The sequence below is a fragment of the Aeromicrobium sp. REDSEA-S38_B2 genome (assembly GCF_001628525.1).
Lineage (GTDB): Bacteria > Actinomycetota > Actinomycetes > Propionibacteriales > Nocardioidaceae > Aeromicrobium > Aeromicrobium erythreum.
The window spans coordinates 1-20,052 of sequence record NZ_LUNH01000035.1; the positions used below are offsets into that span (position 1 = coordinate 1).

Genomic DNA, 20,052 nt, shown 5'->3' on the forward strand with positions numbered 1-20,052 from the left:
GGTCAGGGGGTGGAGGGGGTCTCCTCGAGCGGCTTCTTGGGGTCGGTGAGGGGGACGTGCGCGTGCTGGAAGCGACCCAGGGCGGCGACCTCGCGCTCGAGGTCGGGCACGTGCCGCTTGAGCTGCGGACGCATGAAGAGCCACGCGACGGGGGAGTTGAGCAGCGGCTTCGTCCAGTTGGCGAGCAGCACGCCCCGCGGCACGTACACACGGGTCTTGCGACGGCGCAATCCCGCGACGATCGCGTCGACGCAGTCGGCCAGGGTCGTGGTGCTGTTGGCCGGGTAGGGCAGCTTGCCGCGGATCGTCTTGAACGTCGGCAGGTCGGCCTCGGCGCCACGCACGATGTCGGTGTCGATCCACGACGGGTGCGCGACCCCGACCTTGATCCCGAGGTGGGCGACCTCCTGACGGGTCGCGAGGGCGAGCGACTCGGCGCCGGCCTTGCTGGCGTTGTACGACGCGAGCCCGGCGAGGTTGGTGAAGGCAGCCAGCGACGCGACGACGAGCGCGTACCCGCGGGTGCGCTCCAGGTGCGGGATCGACGCGTGCAGCGTGCGGTAGACGCCGTTGACGTTGATGTCGACGACCCGCTCGAACGACGCCTCGTCGATCTGGCGGACGGTGCCGTACGACGCGATGCCGGCGTTCGCCAGGACGTGGTCGATGCGGCCGAAGTGTGCTGCGGCGGCGTCGATCGCCTCGGTCATCGCGCGACCGTCGCGCGCGTCGGCCTCCCACCAGGCCGCGGCCGGGCCGAGCTCGGTGGCGAGCGCCTCGAGCAGGTCGGGCTCCAGGCCCAGCAGCGCGACCTTGCCGCCCTGCGCCACGTACGCCCGCGCCACGCCCGCGCCGATGCCGCGGGCGGCGCCGGTGACGAGCAGGACCTTGCCGGTGAAGCCCTTGCGGGCGAACAGTGCCATGGCGTCAAGATACCGACGGTATCTGGGCGCGTCACGCGGGTGTGACCGATTCCCGACGCGCGCCCCGCAGTCGCCCACCAGTAGCCTCGCGGCCATGAGTGCCCTGCCCGGTGTGTCCGAGACGTTCGACCCCTCCGCGTGGGACGAGGTGCCCGGCTTCGAGCACCTCACCGACGTCACCTACCACCGCGCCCGCGCGCATGGCACCGTGCGCGTCGCGTTCGACCGCCCCGACGTGCTCAACGCGTTCCGCCCGCACACGGTCGACGAGCTGCTGCAGGTGCTCGACCACGCGCGCACGTCGGCCGACGTCGGCTGCGTGCTGCTCACCGGCAACGGCCCGAGCGAGAAGAACGGCAAGCGATCGTTCTGCACGGGCGGCGACCAGCGCATCCGCGGCCGGTTCGGCTACCAGTACGAGGACGGCGAGGCGTCCGGCTCCGACACCGGCGCGGAGGAGCCGTCGCCCATCGACAAGGCCCGCCTCGCGCGGCTGCACATCCTCGAGGTCCAGCGCCTCATCCGCTTCATGCCGAAGATCGTCATCTGCGTCGTCCCGGGCTGGGCGGCAGGCGGCGGGCACAGCCTGCACGTCGTCGCCGACCTGACCCTCGCGTCGGCCGAGCACGCCCGCTTCAAGCAGACCGATGCCGACGTCGGGAGCTTCGACGGCGGCTTCGGATCGGCGTACCTGGCCCGCCAGGTCGGACAGAAGTTCGCCCGCGAGATCTTCTTCCTCGCCGACGAGTACTCCGCCGAGGACGGCGTTCGCATGGGCACGGTCAACCGGGCCGTCCCTCACGACGAGCTCGAGGCGACCGCCCTGGAGTGGGGGCGCAAGATCAATGCGAAGAGCCCCACCGCGCAGCGCATGCTCAAGTACTCCTTCAACCTCATCGACGACGGACTCGTCGGCCAGCAGGTCCTCATGGGCGAGACCACCCGCCTGGCCTACATGACCGACGAGGCGCAGGAGGGTCGCGACCAGTTCCTGGAGAAGCGCGATCCCGACTGGTCGCAGTTCCCTTGGTACTACTGAGGGCCCAGCCTGGCGCGCCCGTGCGACGCCACCGACTAAGGTGGACGGGTGCTGGCGGTGCCCGGTGCTAGAGTTGACGACCTGGGCTGGCCGAGAGGCCCTGGTCCAACCTTTAGGCGGGGATATCCCCCGCCACCCTCTTGAGGCGGGGTCTTCCCGCCTCAAGACGTTTCCAGGGGTGTCGTCGTGCGCGAGCTGAGCATCTTCGTCGACGAGTCCGGCGACTTCGGCCCATTCGAGAAGCACTCGCCTTTCTACGTGCTGAGCCTCGTCTTCCACGATCAGAGCGACGACATCGCGCAGCACCTGGAGAAGATCCGCGACGCCCTGGTGGCGCGTGGCTTGCCGGCAGACCATGCGATCCACACCGGTCCCCTCGTGCGCCGGGAGCAGGACTATCGACTGCTCGACATGCCGTCCCGCCGTTCGATCTTCCGCGTGCTCGTCGACTTCGTCAGGACGTCCGAGGTCACGCACCACTCGTGGGTGTTCAGCAAACGCGAGCCGGGTGACACAGATCGGCTCGTCAGCGCGATGTCACGTGAGCTCGGTGAGCTGATCCGGTCGAGCTACGAGTTCTTCAGCTCGTGGGAGCGCATCGTCATCTACTACGACAATGGTCAGAAGGAGATCACGAATCTTGTCAACAGCGTCTTCAACGCTCACCTGAGTGTCGAGGTGCGCAAGGTGATCCCGGCCGACTACAGCCTGTTCCAGGCAGCCGACCTGTGCTGCACGCTCTCGCTGCTCCGGCGAAAGATCGAGACCTCAGGCTTGTCGGCGTCCGAGCGCGGCTTCTTCTCGACGTCGAAGGACAGCGCCGAGCGCGCGCTGCGAAAGGGCTACTTCAAGAGCTTGGATCGTCAGCGGTTCGGTGGGTGAAGCCCCTCCCGTCCATCGACCCGGCGGAGACCGGTCCGCCCGCCGCGCTTCGCCGAGTATCTCCAAGCGGCCGAAAGTGGCTGGGTCGCCCGCCGTGTCCTGCGGCAGGATGACGGGATGGACACGACGACGCTCTGGAGGCCGACCGGGCCGCAGGAGCTCGCCCTGGTCGAGGCATCGGGGTGGCGCGCGTGGCGGCCGCGGCTGCCCGACCAGCCGATCTTCTACCCCGTCCTGAACGAGGACTACGCCGTGCGGATCGCGCGCGACTGGAACGTGAAGGCGAGCGGCGTGGGCTACGTGACGCGCTTCGAGGTCGAGACGTCGTTCCTCGACGCCTACGACGTCCACCAGGTCGGCGGGGACTCCATCCTCGAGTACTGGATACCTGCCGCGGACCTCGCCGACCTGAACGAGCACATCGTCGGCACGATCGACGTGGTGCAGGTGTTCCGCTGACCCTGGATCCGGCACCGACGCGACGCTAGGGTCGTGCCCACCGGGAACCGAGGGACGGAGGGCTCGTGTTCGGACGCAGGCGCGCGCGGCGTCGGGAGCATCCGACGACCATCCGTCACCAGGAGCGGGAGCGGCCGTTCGAGCCAGCAGGTCTCGGGTGCTCGGAGACGGTGGACGCCGTCGACCGACACCTGGAGCAGTGGGTCGGGCCCGTCGAGACGGTCTTCCACGAGATCGTGTCCGACCTCGTGCACGTCGACGTGCACCTCGTGCCGGCCGGCGAGGGTCGGCCGTTCCACACGCTGGCGACGTCGGGCATGTCCGACCGCAGGATGAGCGTGCCGCAGGACCTCCGCGGGCAGGTGCCCGACCGGATCGAGGTCATGGTCATGCTCCCGCCGGACTGGCCGGTCGACGAGGCCTCCTGGGTCGACGAGCGCTCCTACTGGCCCGTGCGCGCGCTGAAGGTGCTCGCCCGCTTCCCCCACGAGTACGAGACCTGGCTGGGTGCCTGGCACTCGCTGCCGAACGGCGACCCGGCCGAGCCGTACGCCGACGACACCCGCTTCTGCGGCCTCATGCTCGCCCCGCCGCTCCGGCTGCCGCAGGGGGCGCGGACCTTCCGCACCGACGACGGTCGTGAGGTCGCCCTGCTCGCGATGCTGCCGCTCCTGCCCGACGAGCTCGAGATGAAGCTGACCGAGGGGGTCGACGGCCTCCTCGACGGACTCGACGCGCACGGCGTGACGGAGCTGCTGGACCCCGACCGCCCGAGCGTCCTCGGTCCTCCACGGTGAGGTGGTCTCGGGGTCGCGACGCCAGCCGTGGGCACGGTGACGCTGCCGCAGAGGCACGCCGCCGCAGCCTCGCGGCGCTGCCCGGTCTCGGCTTCCCGCAGCCCCCGTCGCACCTGCCCCCGGTGGCCGACGCTGCCGATCCCCTCGTGCTCGTGGACGAGGAGCAGGTGATGCAGCGTGCGCTGGTGCTGACGGTGCGCGTGAACCTGGCCCTGCGCATGCCGCCGGAGCTCGCGCGCGCCTGGTTGGCGGAGCAGGGACTGCTCGCGTCGCTCAGCCCGCGCGAGCGCGCTCTCCTGTCGGGCGAGGTCGAGCCGGACTACTCGGACGAGGCGCAGGTCGAGGCCCTGTGGGCGCTGGCCTGGGTGCTCGGGCTCGTGCCCGAGCTCGACGCGAGCGCGCCGTGCGGCTCGACCTGCACCTCGCCCTGACGTGGGGGATCACCGACGCACGGCTCGCGGGCCGACCCCACCCCGGGCGTGTCGATCCGTCCGTCCTCTGGGAGCGACGTCGGGCCCTGGAGTGGACCGCCGGCGACGGCGTCCACGACAGCTGGGACGACGTGGACCTGTCCACCTGAGCAAGGCGTCCAGGACCGATCCCTACCCGGGTGGCCTCACCGAGGTCTACGCTTCTCCGCAGGTGGAACGTCGGGAGGGGACTGCCTGAGATGGAGCGGCTGCTCGGCCTCGAGAGCAGCGCCCCGCGCACGCGGACGCGATCCGCGGCGCTGGCGCTGGGCTTCGCCGTGCTCTTCGCCCTGGCGTTCCTCGCCGGCCGTGCGACCCGCGTGCCCCCGGCGCAGCTGGCGCTCGCCTGGCCGGCTGCCGGCGTGGTCATCCTCTGGCTGCTCGCGGCCCGCAGCTCGCTCGAGCGGATCGTCGCGTGCGTCGTCGTGGTGGTGGTCAGCGGTGTGCTCAACCAGCTCACCGGCACCGAGCCGCTGGGAGCCTGGCTCTTCGGCCTGGTCAACCTGTCGCACGGTGCCGTGGGTGCGGTCCTGCTGCATCGCTGGCGTCCGGCCTGGCTCCGCTCGACGTGGACGACGCTCGGCGACGTCGGCGTGCTGCTCGGCGTGGCAGCCGCGGCCGCCACCACCAGCGGGCTGCTGGGGTCGCTGGTGGCGTGGTGGCGCTTCGACGAGCCGTTCCTCGAGGGCCTGTTCATCATCGGCTTCCGCAACGTGGTCAGCTCCTTCGTCGTGCTGAACGCGCTGTTGGCGCTGCCCCAGCTCTGGCGCACCCGGCGCGAGCGGGGAGCGGGGTGCCCGCTGACGGTGGCTGCAGGACTCGTGGTCACGGGCGCGCTGCTCTGGCTGCCGTGGCCGGTCGACTTCGCCATCGTGCCGATCGTCGTCGTCGTGGCACTGCGCTGCGGCGCGCAGGCGACGTCGGTGCTGGTGGCGCTGCAGGGCGTGCTCGTCGTCGCCGCGACGGTAGCCGGCAACGGACAGTTCGCGTCGCTCGACGACCCCCAGGCGAGGGTCGTCGCGGCGCAGGCCTTCGTCCTCGTGCTGGCCGTCGTGGGCGTGGTGCTGGCGACGCTCGAGGACGCCCGCGACGCCGCGCTCGTGCAGAGCCGGCGCGACCGCGACCAGCTGCAGGACCACATGGAGGCGGCGCTGCTGGCGTCGGCGCACGTGGTGGTCGACCCCGACGGCTTCGTGCACGTCGACGCCGTGAACGCGGCGCTCGTGACGCTCACCGGCCGACCCCGGCACGCGCTCCTCGGGGTCGATCCGCGCACCTGGTTCGTCGACGACGACGTCGAGGCCTTCCGCCAGGGCGTCTGCGAGCTGACGCTGGGCCGCGCGCTCGGCTGGCGCACCCAGCTGCGGCTCGACGACGCGTGGGGCGGCGGATGGGTCGACGTGGCGCTGGCGCTCGTCGACCCCGACCTCGACCCGAGCCTCTCGCTCGGGGGGTCGGGTGCGTCGTCGGCGGCCATCACGCTGCAGATGATCGACGTGACCGCGCAGAAGGAGGCCGAGCAGGCGCTCGCCCACGCGGCCCTCCACGACGACCTCACGGGCCTGGCCAACCGGGCCCTCTGGGCGGACTCGCTGGAGCGCGCCGCGCAGGTGGTCGGGTCCGAGCGGCCGGCCCTCGCGGTGATGTTCATCGACGTCGACCGCTTCAAGCAGGTCAACGACGGCCGTGGTCACGCGGTCGGCGACGCGGTGCTCGTCGAGCTCGCCGAGCGGCTCTCCGCCCTCGTCGGCGACGGCGCCACCGTCGCCCGGCTCGGCGGCGACGAGTTCGTGGTCCTGTGCACGTCGGCGGGGACGCGTGAGGAGCTCGCCGCCGAGGCGCAGCGGATCATGGACCGCCTGTCGGAGCCCGTCGTGCTGCAGGACGGCACGACGGTCTCCGTGACCGTCAGCATCGGCATCGCCGCCGCCGACGAGCAGGCCGAGGCGCCTCTGCTCCTGCGCCACGCCGACCAGGCGCTCTACGCGGCGAAGGACCGTGGTCGCGGCCGGGCGGAGTTCTACGACCCGACCGTGCACGCCGGCATCGAGTCGTCGGCGCGGCTGCTCGTCGACCTCGAGCGGGCGCAGGCCTCGGGGGAGTTCTCGCTCGTCTTCCAGCCCATCGTCGACGTCGCCACCGGCTACCTCCACGCGGTCGAGGCCCTGCTGCGCTGGGACCACCCGATCCGGGGCCAGCTGCGTCCGGGCGACTTCATGCCCGTGCTCGAGGTCAGCGACCTGATGCACCAGGTGGGCGACGGGGTGCTCCGCGGGGCGTGTGCGCACGCGGCCGCGCTGGCTGCCCAGGGCACGCCGGTGCCGGTGCACGTGAACGTCTCGGCCGTCGAGCTGGGGCGGGCGGGCCTGGTGGCACGGGTGCTGTCGGTGCTCGACGAGGTCGGGCTGCCGCCGTCGATGCTCGTCCTCGAGATCACCGAGACGCAGCTGCTCGACGTGACGGGCGGTCTGGTCGTCGACCTCTTCGCCCTGCGCGACCACGGGGTGCGGATCGCGGTGGATGACTTCGGGACGGGCTACAGCACCCTGGCGCACCTCGTCGACCTGCCCGTCGACGTCGTCAAGCTCGACGGGTCGTTCGTCGCCCGCATGACGCACTCGCGCCGGGCGCGCTCGGTCTGCGCCGGGGTGGTCGCGATGGCCCAGGGCATCGGCATCGACGTCGTGGCCGAGGGAGTGGAGACGGCGGAGCAGCAGACCGCGCTCGAGTCGCTCGGCTACCGGCTGCTCCAGGGCTACCACCTGGGCCGGCCGGCTCCCGCCACGCCACCGACGGCCGGCGTGGGCGCGCAGGGACGCGGTTGATGACGTTCGGGTGAACGTCTGGTTCCGAGCCTTCCGGACGGGCGACGGCGCAGCCTAGGGTCCTCTCGACCTGACCAGTGACTTCGGGGGGAGTCCCGCCATGCCGCTTCGTGCTGCCTCGTCCACCGTCCACGTCCGTCCCGCCGTCGGGCGGCGACGGCGCCGCCTCACCCACGTCGTCGGCCTGCTGGTCGCGACGCTCGTCGCGACCGTCCTCGTCGCACCAGCCGCGTCGGCGTCGCCGGAGTCGCAGCTCGCCGAGCTGACCGTGCGGGCGGAGGCCAACGGCACGACCTACGACCGCGACGCGTTCCGGCACTGGATCGACGCCGACGGCGACGGCTGCAACACACGCGCCGAGGTGCTGATCGACGAGTCGTCGTCGGCGACGGGGCGCACCGGCACGTGCACGATCACGTCGGGCTCCTGGCTGTCGCGTTACGACAACGTGCGCTTCACCGACGCGGGAAGCCTCGACATCGACCACATGGTGCCGTTGAAGGAGGCGTGGATCTCCGGTGCTTCGGGCTGGACGGCGAGTCGACGCGAGTCGTTCGCCAACGACCTCGGCGACGCCCGCAGCCTGATCGCGGTGTCGGCGTCGACGAACCGGTCCAAGAGCGACCAGGATCCGGACTCCTGGCTCCCGCCCGCCACCGGCTACCGCTGCACGTACGTGTCGGACTGGATCGCCGTGAAGTACCGGTGGGGTCTCAGCGTCGACTCCGCCGAGAAGGCCGCCCTGCAGGACGTCCTGGCCGGCTGCTGACGCCCGGCTCGACCCGTCGCCGTCGATGCTGATTCCCATCAATGGATGGGAATCCCTCGCTCACCTGGGGTTGCATCCGCAGGTGAGTGAGGGAGAACCATGGTGGGCTGCTGGTTCCCATGAACTGATGGGAACCAGCAGCCAGGTGGCCATTGAGGGCGGAACGCGTGAACTTGTCGTCCGGATGGCCGGAAGTTTCAGATACCGCCAGTACCTGAGACACCGGTCTCATCCAGTGGTCGGTTCCCGAGGCCTCCGCTAGTGTCCGCGGAATGAGGATCGGAGTGGTCGCCGAGTCGCGTGCCGGGGAGACCCGGGTCGCTGCGACTCCCGCGACGGTCGCACGTCTGCTGAAGCTCGGGTACGACGTGAGCGTCGAGTCCGGGGCCGGGGCGAAGGCCGCGTTCGCCGACGAGGCGTTCGCGGAGGCCGGTGCCTCCGTCGTCACGGGGGAGGAGGCATGGACGGCCGACGTCGTCCTCAAGGTCAACCCGCCGAGCACCGCCGAGATCGACCGGCTCAACGACCATGCGACGCTGGTCAGCCTGATCGCGCCGGCCACCAGCCCCGAGCTGCTCGAGGCGCTGTCGGCCCGCCCGCTGACCGTCCTCGCGATGGATGCCGTGCCGCGCATCTCGCGGGCGCAGTCGATGGACGTGCTGTCGTCGATGGCCAACATCGCGGGCTACCGCGCCGTCGTCGAGGCGGCGCACGAGTTCGGCCGCTTCTTCACCGGGCAGGTCACGGCCGCCGGGAAGGTGCCGCCCGCCAAGGTGCTCGTCGCCGGCGCCGGCGTGGCCGGGCTCGCGGCGATCGGTGCCGCGTCCAGCCTCGGCGCCATCGTGCGCGCCACCGACCCGCGCCCCGAGGTCGCCGACCAGGTGAAGTCGATCGGCGGCGAGTACCTCGCGGTCGACGTCGAGGTCGAGAAGTCCACCGACGGCTACGCGAAGGCCACCAGCGAGGAGTACGACCGCCGCGCCGCGGAGATCTACTCCGAGCAGGCCGCCGACGTCGACATCGTGGTCACCACGGCGCTGATCCCGGGACGTCAGGCCCCGCGGCTGCTCACCGAGGCCGACGTCGCCTCGATGAAGCCCGGCAGCGTCATCGTCGACATGGCCGCGGCCCAGGGTGGCAACGTCGCGGGCTCGGTGGCGGGCGAGAAGGTCGTCACCGCGAACGGCGTGACGATCCTCGGCTACACCGACCTCGCCGGTCGCCTGCCCACGCAGGCCTCCCAGCTGTACGGGCAGAACCTCGTCAACCTGCTGACGCTGCTCACGCCGGGCAAGGACGGTCAGCTCGTCCTCGACCACTCCGACGTGGTGCAGCGTGGCGTGACCGTGGTGCACGACGGCGACGTCCTCTGGCCGCCGCCGCCCGTGCAGGTCTCGGCGGCACCCGCCCCGACGGCCGAGATGCCGGCCGTGCAGGAGAAGCCGGAGCCGCGCCCCGGCCTCACCCAGCGCGGCAAGTACCTTCTCATCGCCGCGGGCATCGCCGCCCTCTTCCTCGTCAACGCGTACGCGCCGCCGCCGCTGCCCGAGCACTTCTTCGTGCTCACGCTGTCGGTCGTCATCGGCTACTACGTGATCGGCAAGGTCCACCACGCCCTGCACACACCGCTCATGAGCGTCACCAACGCCATCAGCGGCATCATCGTCGTGGGTGCGCTGCTGCAGATCGGCGTCGGCGACGGGGCCGACAACGCGTGGGCGATCCGCCTGCTCGCGTTCGTCGCGGTGCTGCTGGCCTCCATCAACATCTTCGGCGGCTTCGCCGTGACCCGCCGCATGCTGAGCATGTTCTCGAAGGGCTGATCAGAGTGACTGCACAGAGCATCGCGACCGCGGCGTACATCGTCGCCGCCCTGCTGTTCATCCTCAGCCTCGCCGGGCTGAGCAAGCACGAGACCGCGCGCTCGGGTGTCGCCTACGGCATCGCCGGCATGACCATCGCCCTGGTCGCGACCATCGTGCTGGCCGTCGAGGACGCCGAGACGGTCGGCGTCGTCCTGCTGGTCGGTGCGATCGTGATCGGCGCGGGCATCGGCATCTGGCGGGCCCGCGAGGTCGAGATGACCGGCATGCCGGAGCTGATCGCGCTCCTGCACTCCTTCGTCGGCATGGCGGCCGTGCTCGTCGGCTGGAACGGCTACCTCGAGCACCCGGTGTACCCGTTGGTGTCGCTCGAGCGGATCCACTCGGCCGAGGTCTTCGTGGGCGTGTTCATCGGCGCCGTGACGTTCACCGGGTCGATCGTCGCGTACCTGAAGCTGAGCGCACGGATCAAGTCGTCGCCGCTCGTGCTGCCGGGCAAGAACTACCTCAACATCGGCGCGCTGGTGCTGTTCTTCGTGCTCACCGTCGTGTTCGTGGCGAGCCCGAACATCTGGCTGCTGATCCTGGTGACGGCCCTCGCCCTCGCCCTGGGCTGGCACCTCGTCGCCTCGATCGGCGGTGGCGACATGCCCGTCGTCGTGTCGATGCTCAACAGCTACTCGGGCTGGGCCGCGGCCGCGGCCGGCTTCCTGCTGAGCAACAACCTGCTGATCGTCACCGGCGCGCTCGTGGGCTCCTCGGGTGCGTACCTGAGCTACATCATGTGCCAGGCGATGAACCGCTCGTTCATCTCCGTGATCGCGGGCGGCTTCGGCATCGAGGCGCCGGCCGGCGAGGCGACGGACTACGGCGAGCACCGCGAGGTCGACGCCGAGGGCGTGGCCGAGCTGCTGAAGGACGCGTCGAGCGTCGTCATCACCCCGGGCTACGGCATGGCGGTGGCACAGGCGCAGTACCCGGTCGCCGACCTGACCCGCAAGCTGCGCGAGCGCGGCGTCGACGTGCGGTTCGGCATCCACCCGGTCGCCGGTCGCCTGCCCGGGCACATGAACGTGCTCCTCGCCGAGGCGAAGGTCCCGTACGACATCGTGCTCGAGATGGACGAGATCAACGACGACCTCGCCGACACCGACGTGGTGCTCGTCATCGGCGCCAACGACACCGTGAACCCGGCCGCGGCGGAGGACCCGACCAGCCCGATCGCCGGCATGCCGGTGCTGCGGGTGTGGGAGGCGTCGAACGTGGTGGTGTTCAAGCGCTCGATGGCCGCCGGGTACGCGGGGGTGCAGAACCCGCTGTTCTTCCGGGAGAACAGCCAGATGCTGTTCGGTGACGCGAAGGACCGCGTGGAGGACATCCTGCGCGCGCTGTGAGTCGGAGGTGCACGGTCGGCCGGTCGCCCGAGGGGTGGCCGGCCGTCGTGCTTCGTGGGAGAAGGGACGACGGATCGTGTTGACATGCACGGATTGCTATATAAGGATGTGTGCATGAGTGAGCGGGGTGACGCCGGGCGGGGGGACATCGACGCCTACGCGTCCGTCGCTGCACTCTTCGACGCCATGTCGACGCCGTTGCGCGCCGCTCTCGTGCACCGTCTGTGCGCGGGGGAGCAGACGGTCGGAGACCTCGTCGAGTGGACCGGGCGGTCGCAGCCGCTCGTGTCGCAGCACCTGAGGATCCTGCGCACCGCACGTCTCGTCTCGGGCGAGCGACGCGGACGCGAGGTCGTCTACTCCCTCACCGACGAGCACGTGGCCCACGTGCTCCTCGACGCCTTCCAGCACACCCAGGAGAACCACCCATGACCGTCATCGACCACCGCGAGGCCGAGAAGCACGACCACACGCACGGCCCGGGCTGCGGCCACGACGCCGTCGTCCACGAGGACCACGTCGACTACCTCCACGACGGCCACGTGCACCGTGAGCACGACGGCCACTACGACGAGTGCGCCACCTGTTCCTGTGCGCACTGCTCCGACAGCTGTGCGACCTGCACCTGCACCGACTGCACGTGCGAGACCTGCAACCACAACGTCTGCTCCTGCGCGCACTGCTCCGACAGCTGCGCCAACTGCGTGTGCAGCGACTGCACCTGCAGCACCTGCAAGCACGCCGCCTGAGTCGGGCTCACCCCTCGACCCGCGCCCACTCCGGGCGCAGGTCGTCGGGCACCCAGCGCATGAGCGCCGCGTGGTCGTCGGGCGCGACCTCCTCCTGGGGGTCGCGCCCGACGTGCGTCAGCGCGACCTCCGCCGCGCGCTCGTCGAGCGTCGGACCGAGGGCCACGAGCCGGCTCGTCGGCGCGGGCCTCGGTGCGGGAGTCACCCTCGGGAGCCCGCCGACCCGGTGCACCGTCCACCAGCGTGCACCCCATGGCACGTCGAGCCGGACCACGCCCTTCAGCCGGTAGGCCTCCGGCAGTCCACCGTCGAGCAGCTCGGCGAGGCGTCGCGGGTGCACCAGCCCGTCGTGCTCCCAGGTGCTCGCGTGGACGTGCTGGTGTCCGCCGGGGAGTGGGAGGGCCTCGGCGAGGGACAGCTGACGGGGTCCGTCGTTCAGCGGAGCCGAGGCGTCGGCGAAGAGCTCGGGGTCGAGTGCGCCGTGCGGCGCGTCGACCACGGGCACCCCGGTGCGCAGCAGCGGCTCGAGCCGGCGTCGCGCCTCGGCGACGGGGACGGAACCGGGCAGGTCGGTCTTCGTGAGCGCCACGAGGTCGGCGCGAGCCAGCGCGGCGGGGTCGAGCAGCGTGTCGTCGTCGGCCCAGGCGCGCGCGTCGAGGACGTGCAGCAGCCCGCCTGCCTGCCCGGGGTGCCGCACCGCGCGGTGGAGACGGGCGGCGAGCGTCGCCGGGTCGGCCACCCCGCTGGACTCCACCAGCACCAGGTCGAGTCCGGCGCGCGTCGACGTCAGCTGCTCCAGCGTCGAGTCGAGCGTGTCGTCGTCGACCCGGCAGCAGACGCACCCGCCGGCCAGCGAGAGCGTGGCCGCCGACCCGGCGTCGACGAGCAGCGCGTCGACGTCGACGGCGCCGAAGTCGTTGACCAGCACGCCCACCCGACGTCGGCCCCGGTGGGCGAGCAGGTGGTTGAGGATCGTCGTCTTGCCGCTCCCGAGGCTGCCGGTGAGGGCGACGACGGGGACGGTGGCGGACACGGCCCGAGGATACGGACCCTGACCGTGACGACCTGGCCCCGGATGGCCCCGTTCGAGGGCCAGGACGTCACGGTCAGCGGGGCTGTCGGGCGGTGCGCCAGGCGAGCACTGCCGCCGCGAGGGCGAGGGCCAGGACGGCGAGCGCGACGAGCAGCGAGACCTGGATGCCGGCGTCGCCGTCGGAGCGTCCCGCGACCACCTGGTAGGTGGTGGCCAGCAGTGCCGCGCCGAGCGAGGAGCCGATGCGCTGGCCGGTCTGCAGGGCCCCGCCGGCCGCGCCACCCATCCGCGGCGGCACCTCCTGGAGGGTCAGCGTGATGTTCGGCGACACGACGGCGCCGCCGCCGAGACCGGCCAGCAGCAGGAACGGGGAGAGCGCCCACCAGAGGTCGTCGGTGGGGCGACCGGGCGCGACCAGCGCGGCACCGAGGACGCCGACCATCATGACGCCGAGCGCGATGACCGTGAGTGGTCGACCGACCGTGCTGACCAGCCGTCCGGCGAGCGGGGACGTGATCGCCGACCCGAGGGCGAACGGGGTCAGGAGCAGCCCGGCGTGCAGCGCGCTGACGTCGCGCGCGTCCTGCAGCCACACCGACGCGACCAGGAACACGCCCGTGAACCCGGTGAAGTAGACGGTGCCGACGAGCAGCCCGTTGCCGTACCCGGGGAGGCGGCGCAGCAGGTCGAGGTCGAGCAGGGGGTCGTGGCCGAGTCGCTTCTCGCGGTGCTCCCAGCGCACGAACGCCCACGCGAACACCGGCACGCCGACGAGCAGCCCGAGCGGCCAGCGCGCACCCGACTCGAGGCTGACGAGCGGGTAGAGCAGGCAGAGCACGGACACCCCGAGAAGCGCCGCGCCGAGGGTGTCGATGCGGCCGGGCGTGCTGTCGTCCTCGCGTCCGGGGACCATGCGGGCGACGGCGATCGCGGCGACCACGCCGATCGGCACGTTGACGAGGAACACGAGCCGCCAGCCGAGCTCCTCGCCGACCAGGCCGATGACGAGACCGCCGAGGAGCGGTCCGGTGGCCGACGCGAGCGAGACGGTGAGGCCGAAGTAGCCGAACGCGCGGCCCCGCTCGGCGCCGGAGAACAACTGCTGGATGAGCCCCGAGCTCTGGGGCGTGAGGAGCCCGGCCGACGCGCCCTGGAGCAGTCGGGCGACGACGACCAGCTCGGCGGTGGGCGCGAGCCCGACCGCGGCGCTCGAGGCGACGAACCCGGCCAGGCCGATCAGCATGAGCCGTCTGCGGCCGTACGCGTCGCCGAGGCGTCCGCCCGCCACGAGGGTCAGGCCGAACGTGAGCGCGTAGCCGGAGACCACCCACTGCACGGTCGAGGCCGACGTGTCGAGCCCCTTCTGGATCGAGGGGATCGCGACGTTGACGATGGTGACGTCGAGCAGCGACATGAAGCCGACGACCAGGGTGACCGCGAGGATCTGCCACCGTGCCGGGTTCGGCTCGTCCGAGGTGGTCGGTCGGTCCTCGTGGGTGTCGACCGGCTCCTCGCTCACCAGACCAGCGTGGCCGAGTCCAGGGTCGGCGCAAGCCGAACGGTGTGGGGTGAGACGGGTACGACGGCGCAGGGTGTGGTCAGGTCACGGCGCCGAGGAGGTCTCCGCTCACAAGACCCCGGCCTGGTGGCGCGCGAGCAGGATCACGATCGCGGCGGCGGCGACGACGAGCAGGGCGACGACCGCGAGACGTCGGCGCCTGAGCTCGGGGCGTCCCCAGGCCACGAAGGTCCGGTCGAGCACCGGCAGGGCCTCGGGCATCTCACGACGGACGAGGGTGACGTGGGACATCGGCGCGTCGACACCGGCGACGTTCGCCAGCTCGAGGTGCCGCGGAGCCCATCGAGGGTCGGTGAGCTGGAACCCCTCCTGACCGTCCGACAGTGCCAGGTGCTGAGGCGAGGATCCGTCGCCCCGCCCGAGGCGGTACCGGACGGCTCGGAGATCGACCCCGCGCTGGACACGGCCCCGCACCCTCCCGCGGCGCCACAGCGTGACCGTCTCCTCGTCGACCACGACCCGTTCGGGCCAGCGCACGACCGGGGCCACCACCGGTGCGACCAGACCGGCGAGTCCGAGGGCGACCGCGAGGCCGGCCAGCACCGGAGCGTGGTCGAAGTTCGCCAGGGCGCCCGCCCCCAGGCCGAGCGCCCCGACCAGGTTCCAGCGCAGCTCCCGCGCCACCTGCGTGCGGCCCTGGGACTGCGACCAGGGCACGGGGAGGATCTCGACGGGCCACGGTGGCGTCGGCGACGTCGGACCGGTCATGGCCGACACCCTCCCACGCCGGTCCGTACACCGTCAGCCGGATCGCGAGGCTCAGAGCAGGGCGAGGGCCACGACGATCGCGACGAGTCCGACGACCGCCAGCACGGCGGACGCGAGCTGGTGAGGGGTGGCCCAGCCGAACGCCTCAGGATGGCGCCGCGCAGCGACCTTGGATGACACGCCTGGAGCGGAGACCCCGAGGATCGTCAGCAGCTCCGGGTACCTCGGCGTCCAGCCGGCGTGGGTGAGCAGGATGCCGTCGCCACCGTCGGACATCGCGAGGGCCTGCGTCCCGGGTTCCGGCTCGCCACGGTAGAGGGAGAAGCGCGCAGCCCACAGGTCCTTCCGGGCCAGGCGGGACCGTGGCCGCCTCCGTCGCCCTCGGACGGGCTCCACCGTGTCGTCGGTGAGCACGAGCCGCTCGCGGGTGCCCTGCCACCACTCCCACGCCGTGCCGGAGGCGATGAGCCCCGCAGCGCTCAGCAGGAGGAGCGCGAGCACCGGTCGGTCCCCACGTTGGACGACGAACTGGAAGAGGAAGGGCAGCGCGAGGAGGGACCGGTAGAACACAAGACGCCGCAGCGCGACCCACTGCGGCTGCTCCGACCAGGGCACGGGGTGCAGGACACGGACGGTGCCGGGGTCACTCATGCACCGCGGCCGCTCAACACTCCAGCCAGGAAGGCTACGCCGCCGAGGGCCAGCACGACGAGCGCTGCGACGCGGCGGCGTCGTGAACCGACGAGACCCGCGAGGCGCTCGACCGGGGTGAAGCACTCCGGCATGCGTCGACGGGCCCTGTCGTGGGTCAGCCGCGGCGCGGCCACCTCGGCGGCGAGCGCGATCGTCTCGAAGTGCGCGATCCAGCGTGCGTCGCCGAGGCGGAACCCCGTGGTCCCGTCGGAGACGGCGAGGTGCAGGAGGCCCAGCGGTCGCCCGACCGGCCAGGGCACGTAGCGCGCGGCTCGCAGGGTCGGACCTCGGCGGAGACGGGCACGCACCCGCTTGCCACGCCACCACTCCACCGTGCTCGCGGTGACGACGACTCGCTCGTGGCGCACCATCAGCAGCTCCGTCGCGTAGGCACCGAGCGCCGCCAGCACACCCGCCAGCACCGCCGCCGCGACCAAAGGGTGCTGCTCGCTCGCGAGGGCGAGCCACAGGACCCCGGGTGTCAACGGCACGGCCAGCACCAGCAGGTCGCGCCACAGCCGCGCCACGCCGTCGGCCTCGCGCCAGCCCAGCGGGCGCAGCACGAGCGCCGATGCGTCCGCGTCAAGACCCTGCCCGGTCATGGCGCACACCCTGGCACGACCCGGGGACTCACCGCAGCCGATCAGCCGAACAGCGACCGGGACGCGACGAGCAGGAGGGCTACGGCGGCAACGAGCGCCGGCCAGGAGCGGCGGACGTCCTCCAGACGGTCGCCGGAGTCCCCACCGCCCGGACAAAGCTCCTGCGCCGCGCTCATGGTTAGTCGGCCACGCCGTAGAGGCGGTCGCCCGCATCGCCGAGCCCGGGGACGATGTAGCCGTTCTCGTCGAGGCGCTCGTCGAGACCGGCGACGACGAGGGTGACGGGCACGCCGACCTCCGCCATCTCCCGCTCGATCCGCTCGATGCCCTCCGGGGCGGCGAGCAGGCACACGGCGGTGATGTGGTCGGCCCCGCGCCTCACCAGGAAGTGGATGGCCGCGGCGAGGCTGCCGCCGGTCGCGAGCATCGGGTCGAGCACGTAGCACTGGCGCCCGGACAGGTCGTCGGGCAGCCGCTCGGCGTAGGTGTCGGCCTCGAGCGTCTCCTCGTTGCGCACCATCCCGAGGAAGCCGACCTCGGCCGTGGGCAGCAGTCGCTGCATGCCCTCGAGCATGCCCAGGCCCGCGCGCAAGATCGGCACGACGAGCGGGCGCGGGTCGGCGAGCCGGACGCCCTGCGCCTGGGCGACCGGCGTCGTCACCTCCACGGTCTCGACCCGGACGTCGCGCGTGGCCTCGTAGGCCAGCAGCGTCACCAGCTCGTCCGCGAGCCGACGGAACGTGGGGGAGTCGGTGGACGCGTCGCGCAGCACCGTGAGCTTGTGGGAGACGAGCGGGTGGTCGGCGACGTGGACGTGCATGACGTCGAGCCTAGTGCCAGCGTCGTCCGCCCCCACGATGCGGAACCCCGTCGCCCGTTCCGGGCGCGAGAAGGGGCCACCACGTCCCGGATCGTGGGGACTTCTGTCGTCGGGCTAGGCGAGGACGCGGTCGTACCAGGGGCCGGCGAGCACGCCGTCGGGGTCGAGGCGTCGGCGCAGCGCCTCGAAGTCGGGCAGACGCGGGTAGAGGCCGCGCACGTCGAGCGCGAAGTGCTTGCCCCAGTGCGGGCGCGGCGTGAACGGCTCCAGCGCGTGCTCGACCACGAGCGCCGCGGCCGAGGAGAGCGTGAGGTCGGCCGTCCAGGTGAAGTGGAAGGAGCAGGTGTCCTGGCCCGACTGGGGGCTCAACCAGAGGTCGTCGGCCGCGACCGCGCGGATCTCCGACGTCAGCAGGGCGGAGTCGAGCAGGTGCCCGACCTCCTGCAGGGCGCGAACGGCCGCGGGTCCGTGCTGGGCCGCCAGGTGGTACTCCGACTGCACCTCGTCGCCCGCGCTCGGCAGGAACCCCGGCCGGAAGTGCGGCAGCCGCTCCACCCACGGCCCGGGCACGCCCTGCTGGGCCGTGCAGTGCACCGGGTCGAGGCCGGGGATCGGGTGCAGCTCCTCCGTGGCCGGCGCCAGCCCGAGCGTCTCCCACCCCGGGGCGGGGTCGGGGTCGCCGTCGCGCCACTTCACCCACACGTGGCTGGGCGCGTCGTCCCAGCGGGTGAAGACGCTGACGCTGCGGCCGAGGCGGTGCAGGTCGGCGAGCCGGTCGGGCAGGCTCGCGACGTCGGCGTCGGGGAGCACCACCTGGCGGTGGTCGACAGCGGGCACGGCGTCGAGCTCGAGCGCCGTGACCACGCCGAGGAGGCCGAGGTTGACGACCACGCCGTCGAAGTCCGGGTCGCCGCGGCGGACGGTCGCGACGTCGCCAGGGGTGAGCACCAGCTCGACCGCCCGAACCTGCGTGGCGAGGTTGCCGGTCCGCGTGCCCGACCCGTGCGTCGCGGTCGCGACCGCGCCGGCGACGTTCAGGTGCGGCAGCGAGGCCAGGTTGGCAGGCCGTCAGTGCGACGGCCTCGGCCCCGTCGGCGACGTCGTTGAAGGTGTGGCCGGTGCCCACCGGGCGCAGGCGCGGGGTGGTCGTGACCAGGCGGCGCAGCGCGTCGAGGTCGGCGGGACGGTGCTCGGCGGCGAAGTGGTACGGGACGGTGCCGGACCAGCTGCTCCGGCGCGGGGTGGTGGTCACACCGCATCCTCCCATGGGAGGCGGCCATTGTGAGCGCTCACAATTTCTTCGTCGAACTGCTTGACGCGGTGTGTTGTGAGCGTTAACAATCAGGCATCAGTGATGCAGGTCACGTGCCAGCGTCGCCAGTGTGTCCGGTTGTCCGCCCGCCACACGAGCCCCCCGCAGGTGCCGTCCCGGCGCCGAACCAGATGGAGGAAAGCAGTGTTCAAGAAGGTCATCACGGTCGCAGCAGGCCTGGCCCTGCTCGGTGGCATGACGGCGTGCGGCAGCAGCTCGGACGGCGGCAACGGCGGATCCGGCGGCGACGGACTGACCATGGGCTTCGCCCAGGTCGGTGCCGAGAGCGGCTGGCGCTCCGCCAATACGACGTCGATCCGCGAGACGGCGAAGAAGGACGGCGTCGACCTCAAGTTCTCCGACGCCCAGCAGAAGCAGGAGAACCAGATCAAGGCGATCCGCTCCTACATCCAGCAGAAGGTCGACGTCATCGCCTTCAGCCCGGTCGTCGAGACCGGCTGGGACGCGGTGCTGCAGGAGGCCAAGCGGGCCAAGATCCCGGTCATCCTGACCGACCGCGCCGTCGACTCCGACGACGACTCGCTCTACGTCACCTTCCTCGGCTCCGACTTCGTCGAGGAGGGCGAGAAGGCCGGCCAGTGGCTCGTCGACAACGCCCAGGACGCCGACGTCGACAAGAACGGCGACGTGAACGTCGTCGAGCTGCAGGGCACCACGGGTGCCGCGCCGGCCATCGACCGCAAGAAGGGCTTCGAGGACGTCACGTCGTCCGACGACGCGATCAAGATCATCGCCTCCCAGACGGGCGACTTCACGCGCGACGGCGGCAAGAAGGTCATGGAGGCGTTCCTGCAGTCCCACGACGACATCGACGTCGTCTACGCGCACAACGACGACATGGGTCTCGGCGCGATCGAGGCGATCGAGGCCGCCGGCAAGAAGCCCGGCACGGACATCAAGATCATCACGGTCGACGCCGTGAAGGACGGGATGACCGCGCTGAGCGAGGGCAAGATCAACTTCATCGTCGAGTGCAACCCGCTGCTCGGGCCCCAGCTCATGGAGCTGGCGAAGAAGGTCGTGGCCGGTGAGGACGTGCCGAAGCGGGTCGTCACCGAGGAGACGACGTTCACGCAGGACCAGGCGAAGCAGGTGCTGGCCGACCGCCAGTACTGAGCCTGCCCGTGACGGGGCGGGGTCGCTGCCACGACCTC

The 20,052-nt window shown here is 71.7% G+C and carries 19 protein-coding genes and 1 pseudogene; 12 read left to right on the top strand and 8 right to left on the bottom strand.

The window, feature by feature from the left end; all coding sequences use genetic code 11:
* Nucleotides 1-2: 2 nt before the first annotated feature.
* Nucleotides 3-923: an SDR family oxidoreductase gene (locus tag A6Q81_RS08540; RefSeq protein WP_286690188.1), complete on the bottom strand. Its 921-nt coding sequence runs from the start codon at nucleotides 921-923 to the stop codon at nucleotides 3-5.
* A gap of 94 nt (nucleotides 924-1,017) precedes the next feature.
* On the opposite strand from A6Q81_RS08540, the gene A6Q81_RS08545 reads away from it, so the two are divergent.
* The 11 genes and pseudogenes from A6Q81_RS08545 to A6Q81_RS08595 all read left to right on the top strand — a co-directional run bounded on the left by A6Q81_RS08545 (nucleotide 1,018) and on the right by A6Q81_RS08595 (nucleotide 12,130).
* Nucleotides 1,018-1,962, top strand: a complete 945-nt coding sequence (locus A6Q81_RS08545; protein ID WP_286690189.1) for a 1,4-dihydroxy-2-naphthoyl-CoA synthase — start codon at nucleotides 1,018-1,020, stop codon at nucleotides 1,960-1,962.
* A 186-nt stretch (nucleotides 1,963-2,148) separates the two neighbouring features.
* Nucleotides 2,149-2,844, top strand: coding sequence for a DUF3800 domain-containing protein (locus A6Q81_RS08550; protein ID WP_286690190.1), 696 nt, complete (start codon nucleotides 2,149-2,151; stop codon nucleotides 2,842-2,844).
* Between the two features lie 117 nt (nucleotides 2,845-2,961).
* A complete protein-coding gene (locus tag A6Q81_RS08555) occupies nucleotides 2,962-3,303 on the top strand; it encodes a hypothetical protein (protein ID WP_286690191.1) in 342 nt (113 codons plus the stop codon).
* A 170-nt stretch (nucleotides 3,304-3,473) separates the two neighbouring features.
* Nucleotides 3,474-4,100 carry a suppressor of fused domain protein gene (locus tag A6Q81_RS08560; RefSeq protein WP_286690192.1) on the top strand — a complete coding sequence of 209 codons (627 nt, stop codon included), beginning with the start codon at nucleotides 3,474-3,476 and terminating at the stop codon, nucleotides 4,098-4,100.
* Nucleotides 4,097-4,680, top strand: a pseudogene (locus A6Q81_RS08565) (DUF4272 domain-containing protein). The gene A6Q81_RS08560 and the pseudogene A6Q81_RS08565 overlap by 4 nt, the downstream one beginning before the upstream one ends.
* A 90-nt stretch (nucleotides 4,681-4,770) precedes the next feature.
* A complete protein-coding gene (locus A6Q81_RS08570; RefSeq protein WP_067860491.1) occupies nucleotides 4,771-7,395 on the top strand; it encodes a putative bifunctional diguanylate cyclase/phosphodiesterase in 2,625 nt (874 codons plus the stop codon).
* A 100-nt stretch (nucleotides 7,396-7,495) separates the two neighbouring features.
* Nucleotides 7,496-8,164: an HNH endonuclease family protein gene (locus A6Q81_RS08575; RefSeq protein ID WP_286690193.1), complete on the top strand. Its 669-nt coding sequence runs from the start codon at nucleotides 7,496-7,498 to the stop codon at nucleotides 8,162-8,164.
* 272 nt (nucleotides 8,165-8,436) lie between these two features.
* Complete coding sequence (locus A6Q81_RS08580; protein WP_067860489.1) at nucleotides 8,437-9,987, top strand: Re/Si-specific NAD(P)(+) transhydrogenase subunit alpha; 1,551 nt, start codon at nucleotides 8,437-8,439, stop codon at nucleotides 9,985-9,987.
* Between the two features lie 5 nt (nucleotides 9,988-9,992).
* Entirely contained in the window at nucleotides 9,993-11,381 is a 1,389-nt protein-coding gene (gene pntB, locus A6Q81_RS08585; protein ID WP_286690194.1) for a Re/Si-specific NAD(P)(+) transhydrogenase subunit beta, read from the top strand.
* 114 nt (nucleotides 11,382-11,495) lie between these two features.
* Nucleotides 11,496-11,813, top strand: coding sequence for an ArsR/SmtB family transcription factor (locus tag A6Q81_RS08590; protein WP_286690195.1), 318 nt, complete (start codon nucleotides 11,496-11,498; stop codon nucleotides 11,811-11,813).
* Complete coding sequence (locus A6Q81_RS08595) at nucleotides 11,810-12,130, top strand: hypothetical protein (protein ID WP_286690196.1); 321 nt, start codon at nucleotides 11,810-11,812, stop codon at nucleotides 12,128-12,130. The genes A6Q81_RS08590 and A6Q81_RS08595 overlap by 4 nt, the downstream gene beginning before the upstream one ends.
* 7 nt (nucleotides 12,131-12,137) lie before the next feature.
* Here A6Q81_RS08595 and A6Q81_RS08600 read toward each other — a convergent pair whose 3' ends face one another.
* The 7 genes from A6Q81_RS08600 to A6Q81_RS08630 form a co-directional block, all read right to left on the bottom strand.
* Nucleotides 12,138-13,163 (bottom strand): CobW family GTP-binding protein, encoded by a 1,026-nt coding sequence (locus tag A6Q81_RS08600; RefSeq protein WP_286690197.1) that lies wholly within the window; start codon nucleotides 13,161-13,163, stop codon nucleotides 12,138-12,140.
* A 73-nt stretch (nucleotides 13,164-13,236) separates the two neighbouring features.
* The gene (locus A6Q81_RS08605) at nucleotides 13,237-14,682 is read right to left on the bottom strand and encodes an MFS transporter (protein ID WP_286690198.1); all 1,446 of its coding nucleotides are present in this window, start codon (nucleotides 14,680-14,682) and stop codon (nucleotides 13,237-13,239) included.
* Between the two features lie 108 nt (nucleotides 14,683-14,790).
* Entirely contained in the window at nucleotides 14,791-15,450 is a 660-nt protein-coding gene (locus tag A6Q81_RS08610; RefSeq protein WP_286690199.1) for a hypothetical protein, read from the bottom strand.
* Between the two features lie 51 nt (nucleotides 15,451-15,501).
* Complete coding sequence (locus tag A6Q81_RS08615) at nucleotides 15,502-16,101, bottom strand: hypothetical protein (protein WP_286690200.1); 600 nt, start codon at nucleotides 16,099-16,101, stop codon at nucleotides 15,502-15,504.
* Nucleotides 16,098-16,745, bottom strand: a complete 648-nt coding sequence (locus A6Q81_RS08620; protein ID WP_286690201.1) for a hypothetical protein — start codon at nucleotides 16,743-16,745, stop codon at nucleotides 16,098-16,100. The genes A6Q81_RS08615 and A6Q81_RS08620 overlap by 4 nt, the downstream gene beginning before the upstream one ends.
* Nucleotides 16,746-16,923: 178 nt before the next feature.
* Entirely contained in the window at nucleotides 16,924-17,565 is a 642-nt protein-coding gene (upp, locus tag A6Q81_RS08625) for a uracil phosphoribosyltransferase (RefSeq protein ID WP_286690202.1), read from the bottom strand.
* A gap of 114 nt (nucleotides 17,566-17,679) precedes the next feature.
* Nucleotides 17,680-18,513 carry a D-arabinono-1,4-lactone oxidase gene (locus A6Q81_RS08630; RefSeq protein WP_286690203.1) on the bottom strand — a complete coding sequence of 278 codons (834 nt, stop codon included), beginning with the start codon at nucleotides 18,511-18,513 and terminating at the stop codon, nucleotides 17,680-17,682.
* 508 nt (nucleotides 18,514-19,021) lie between these two features.
* Between A6Q81_RS08630 and A6Q81_RS08635 the strand changes: the two genes are divergently transcribed.
* Entirely contained in the window at nucleotides 19,022-20,014 is a 993-nt protein-coding gene (locus A6Q81_RS08635) for an ABC transporter substrate-binding protein (RefSeq protein WP_067860460.1), read from the top strand.
* Nucleotides 20,015-20,052 lie beyond the last annotated feature (38 nt).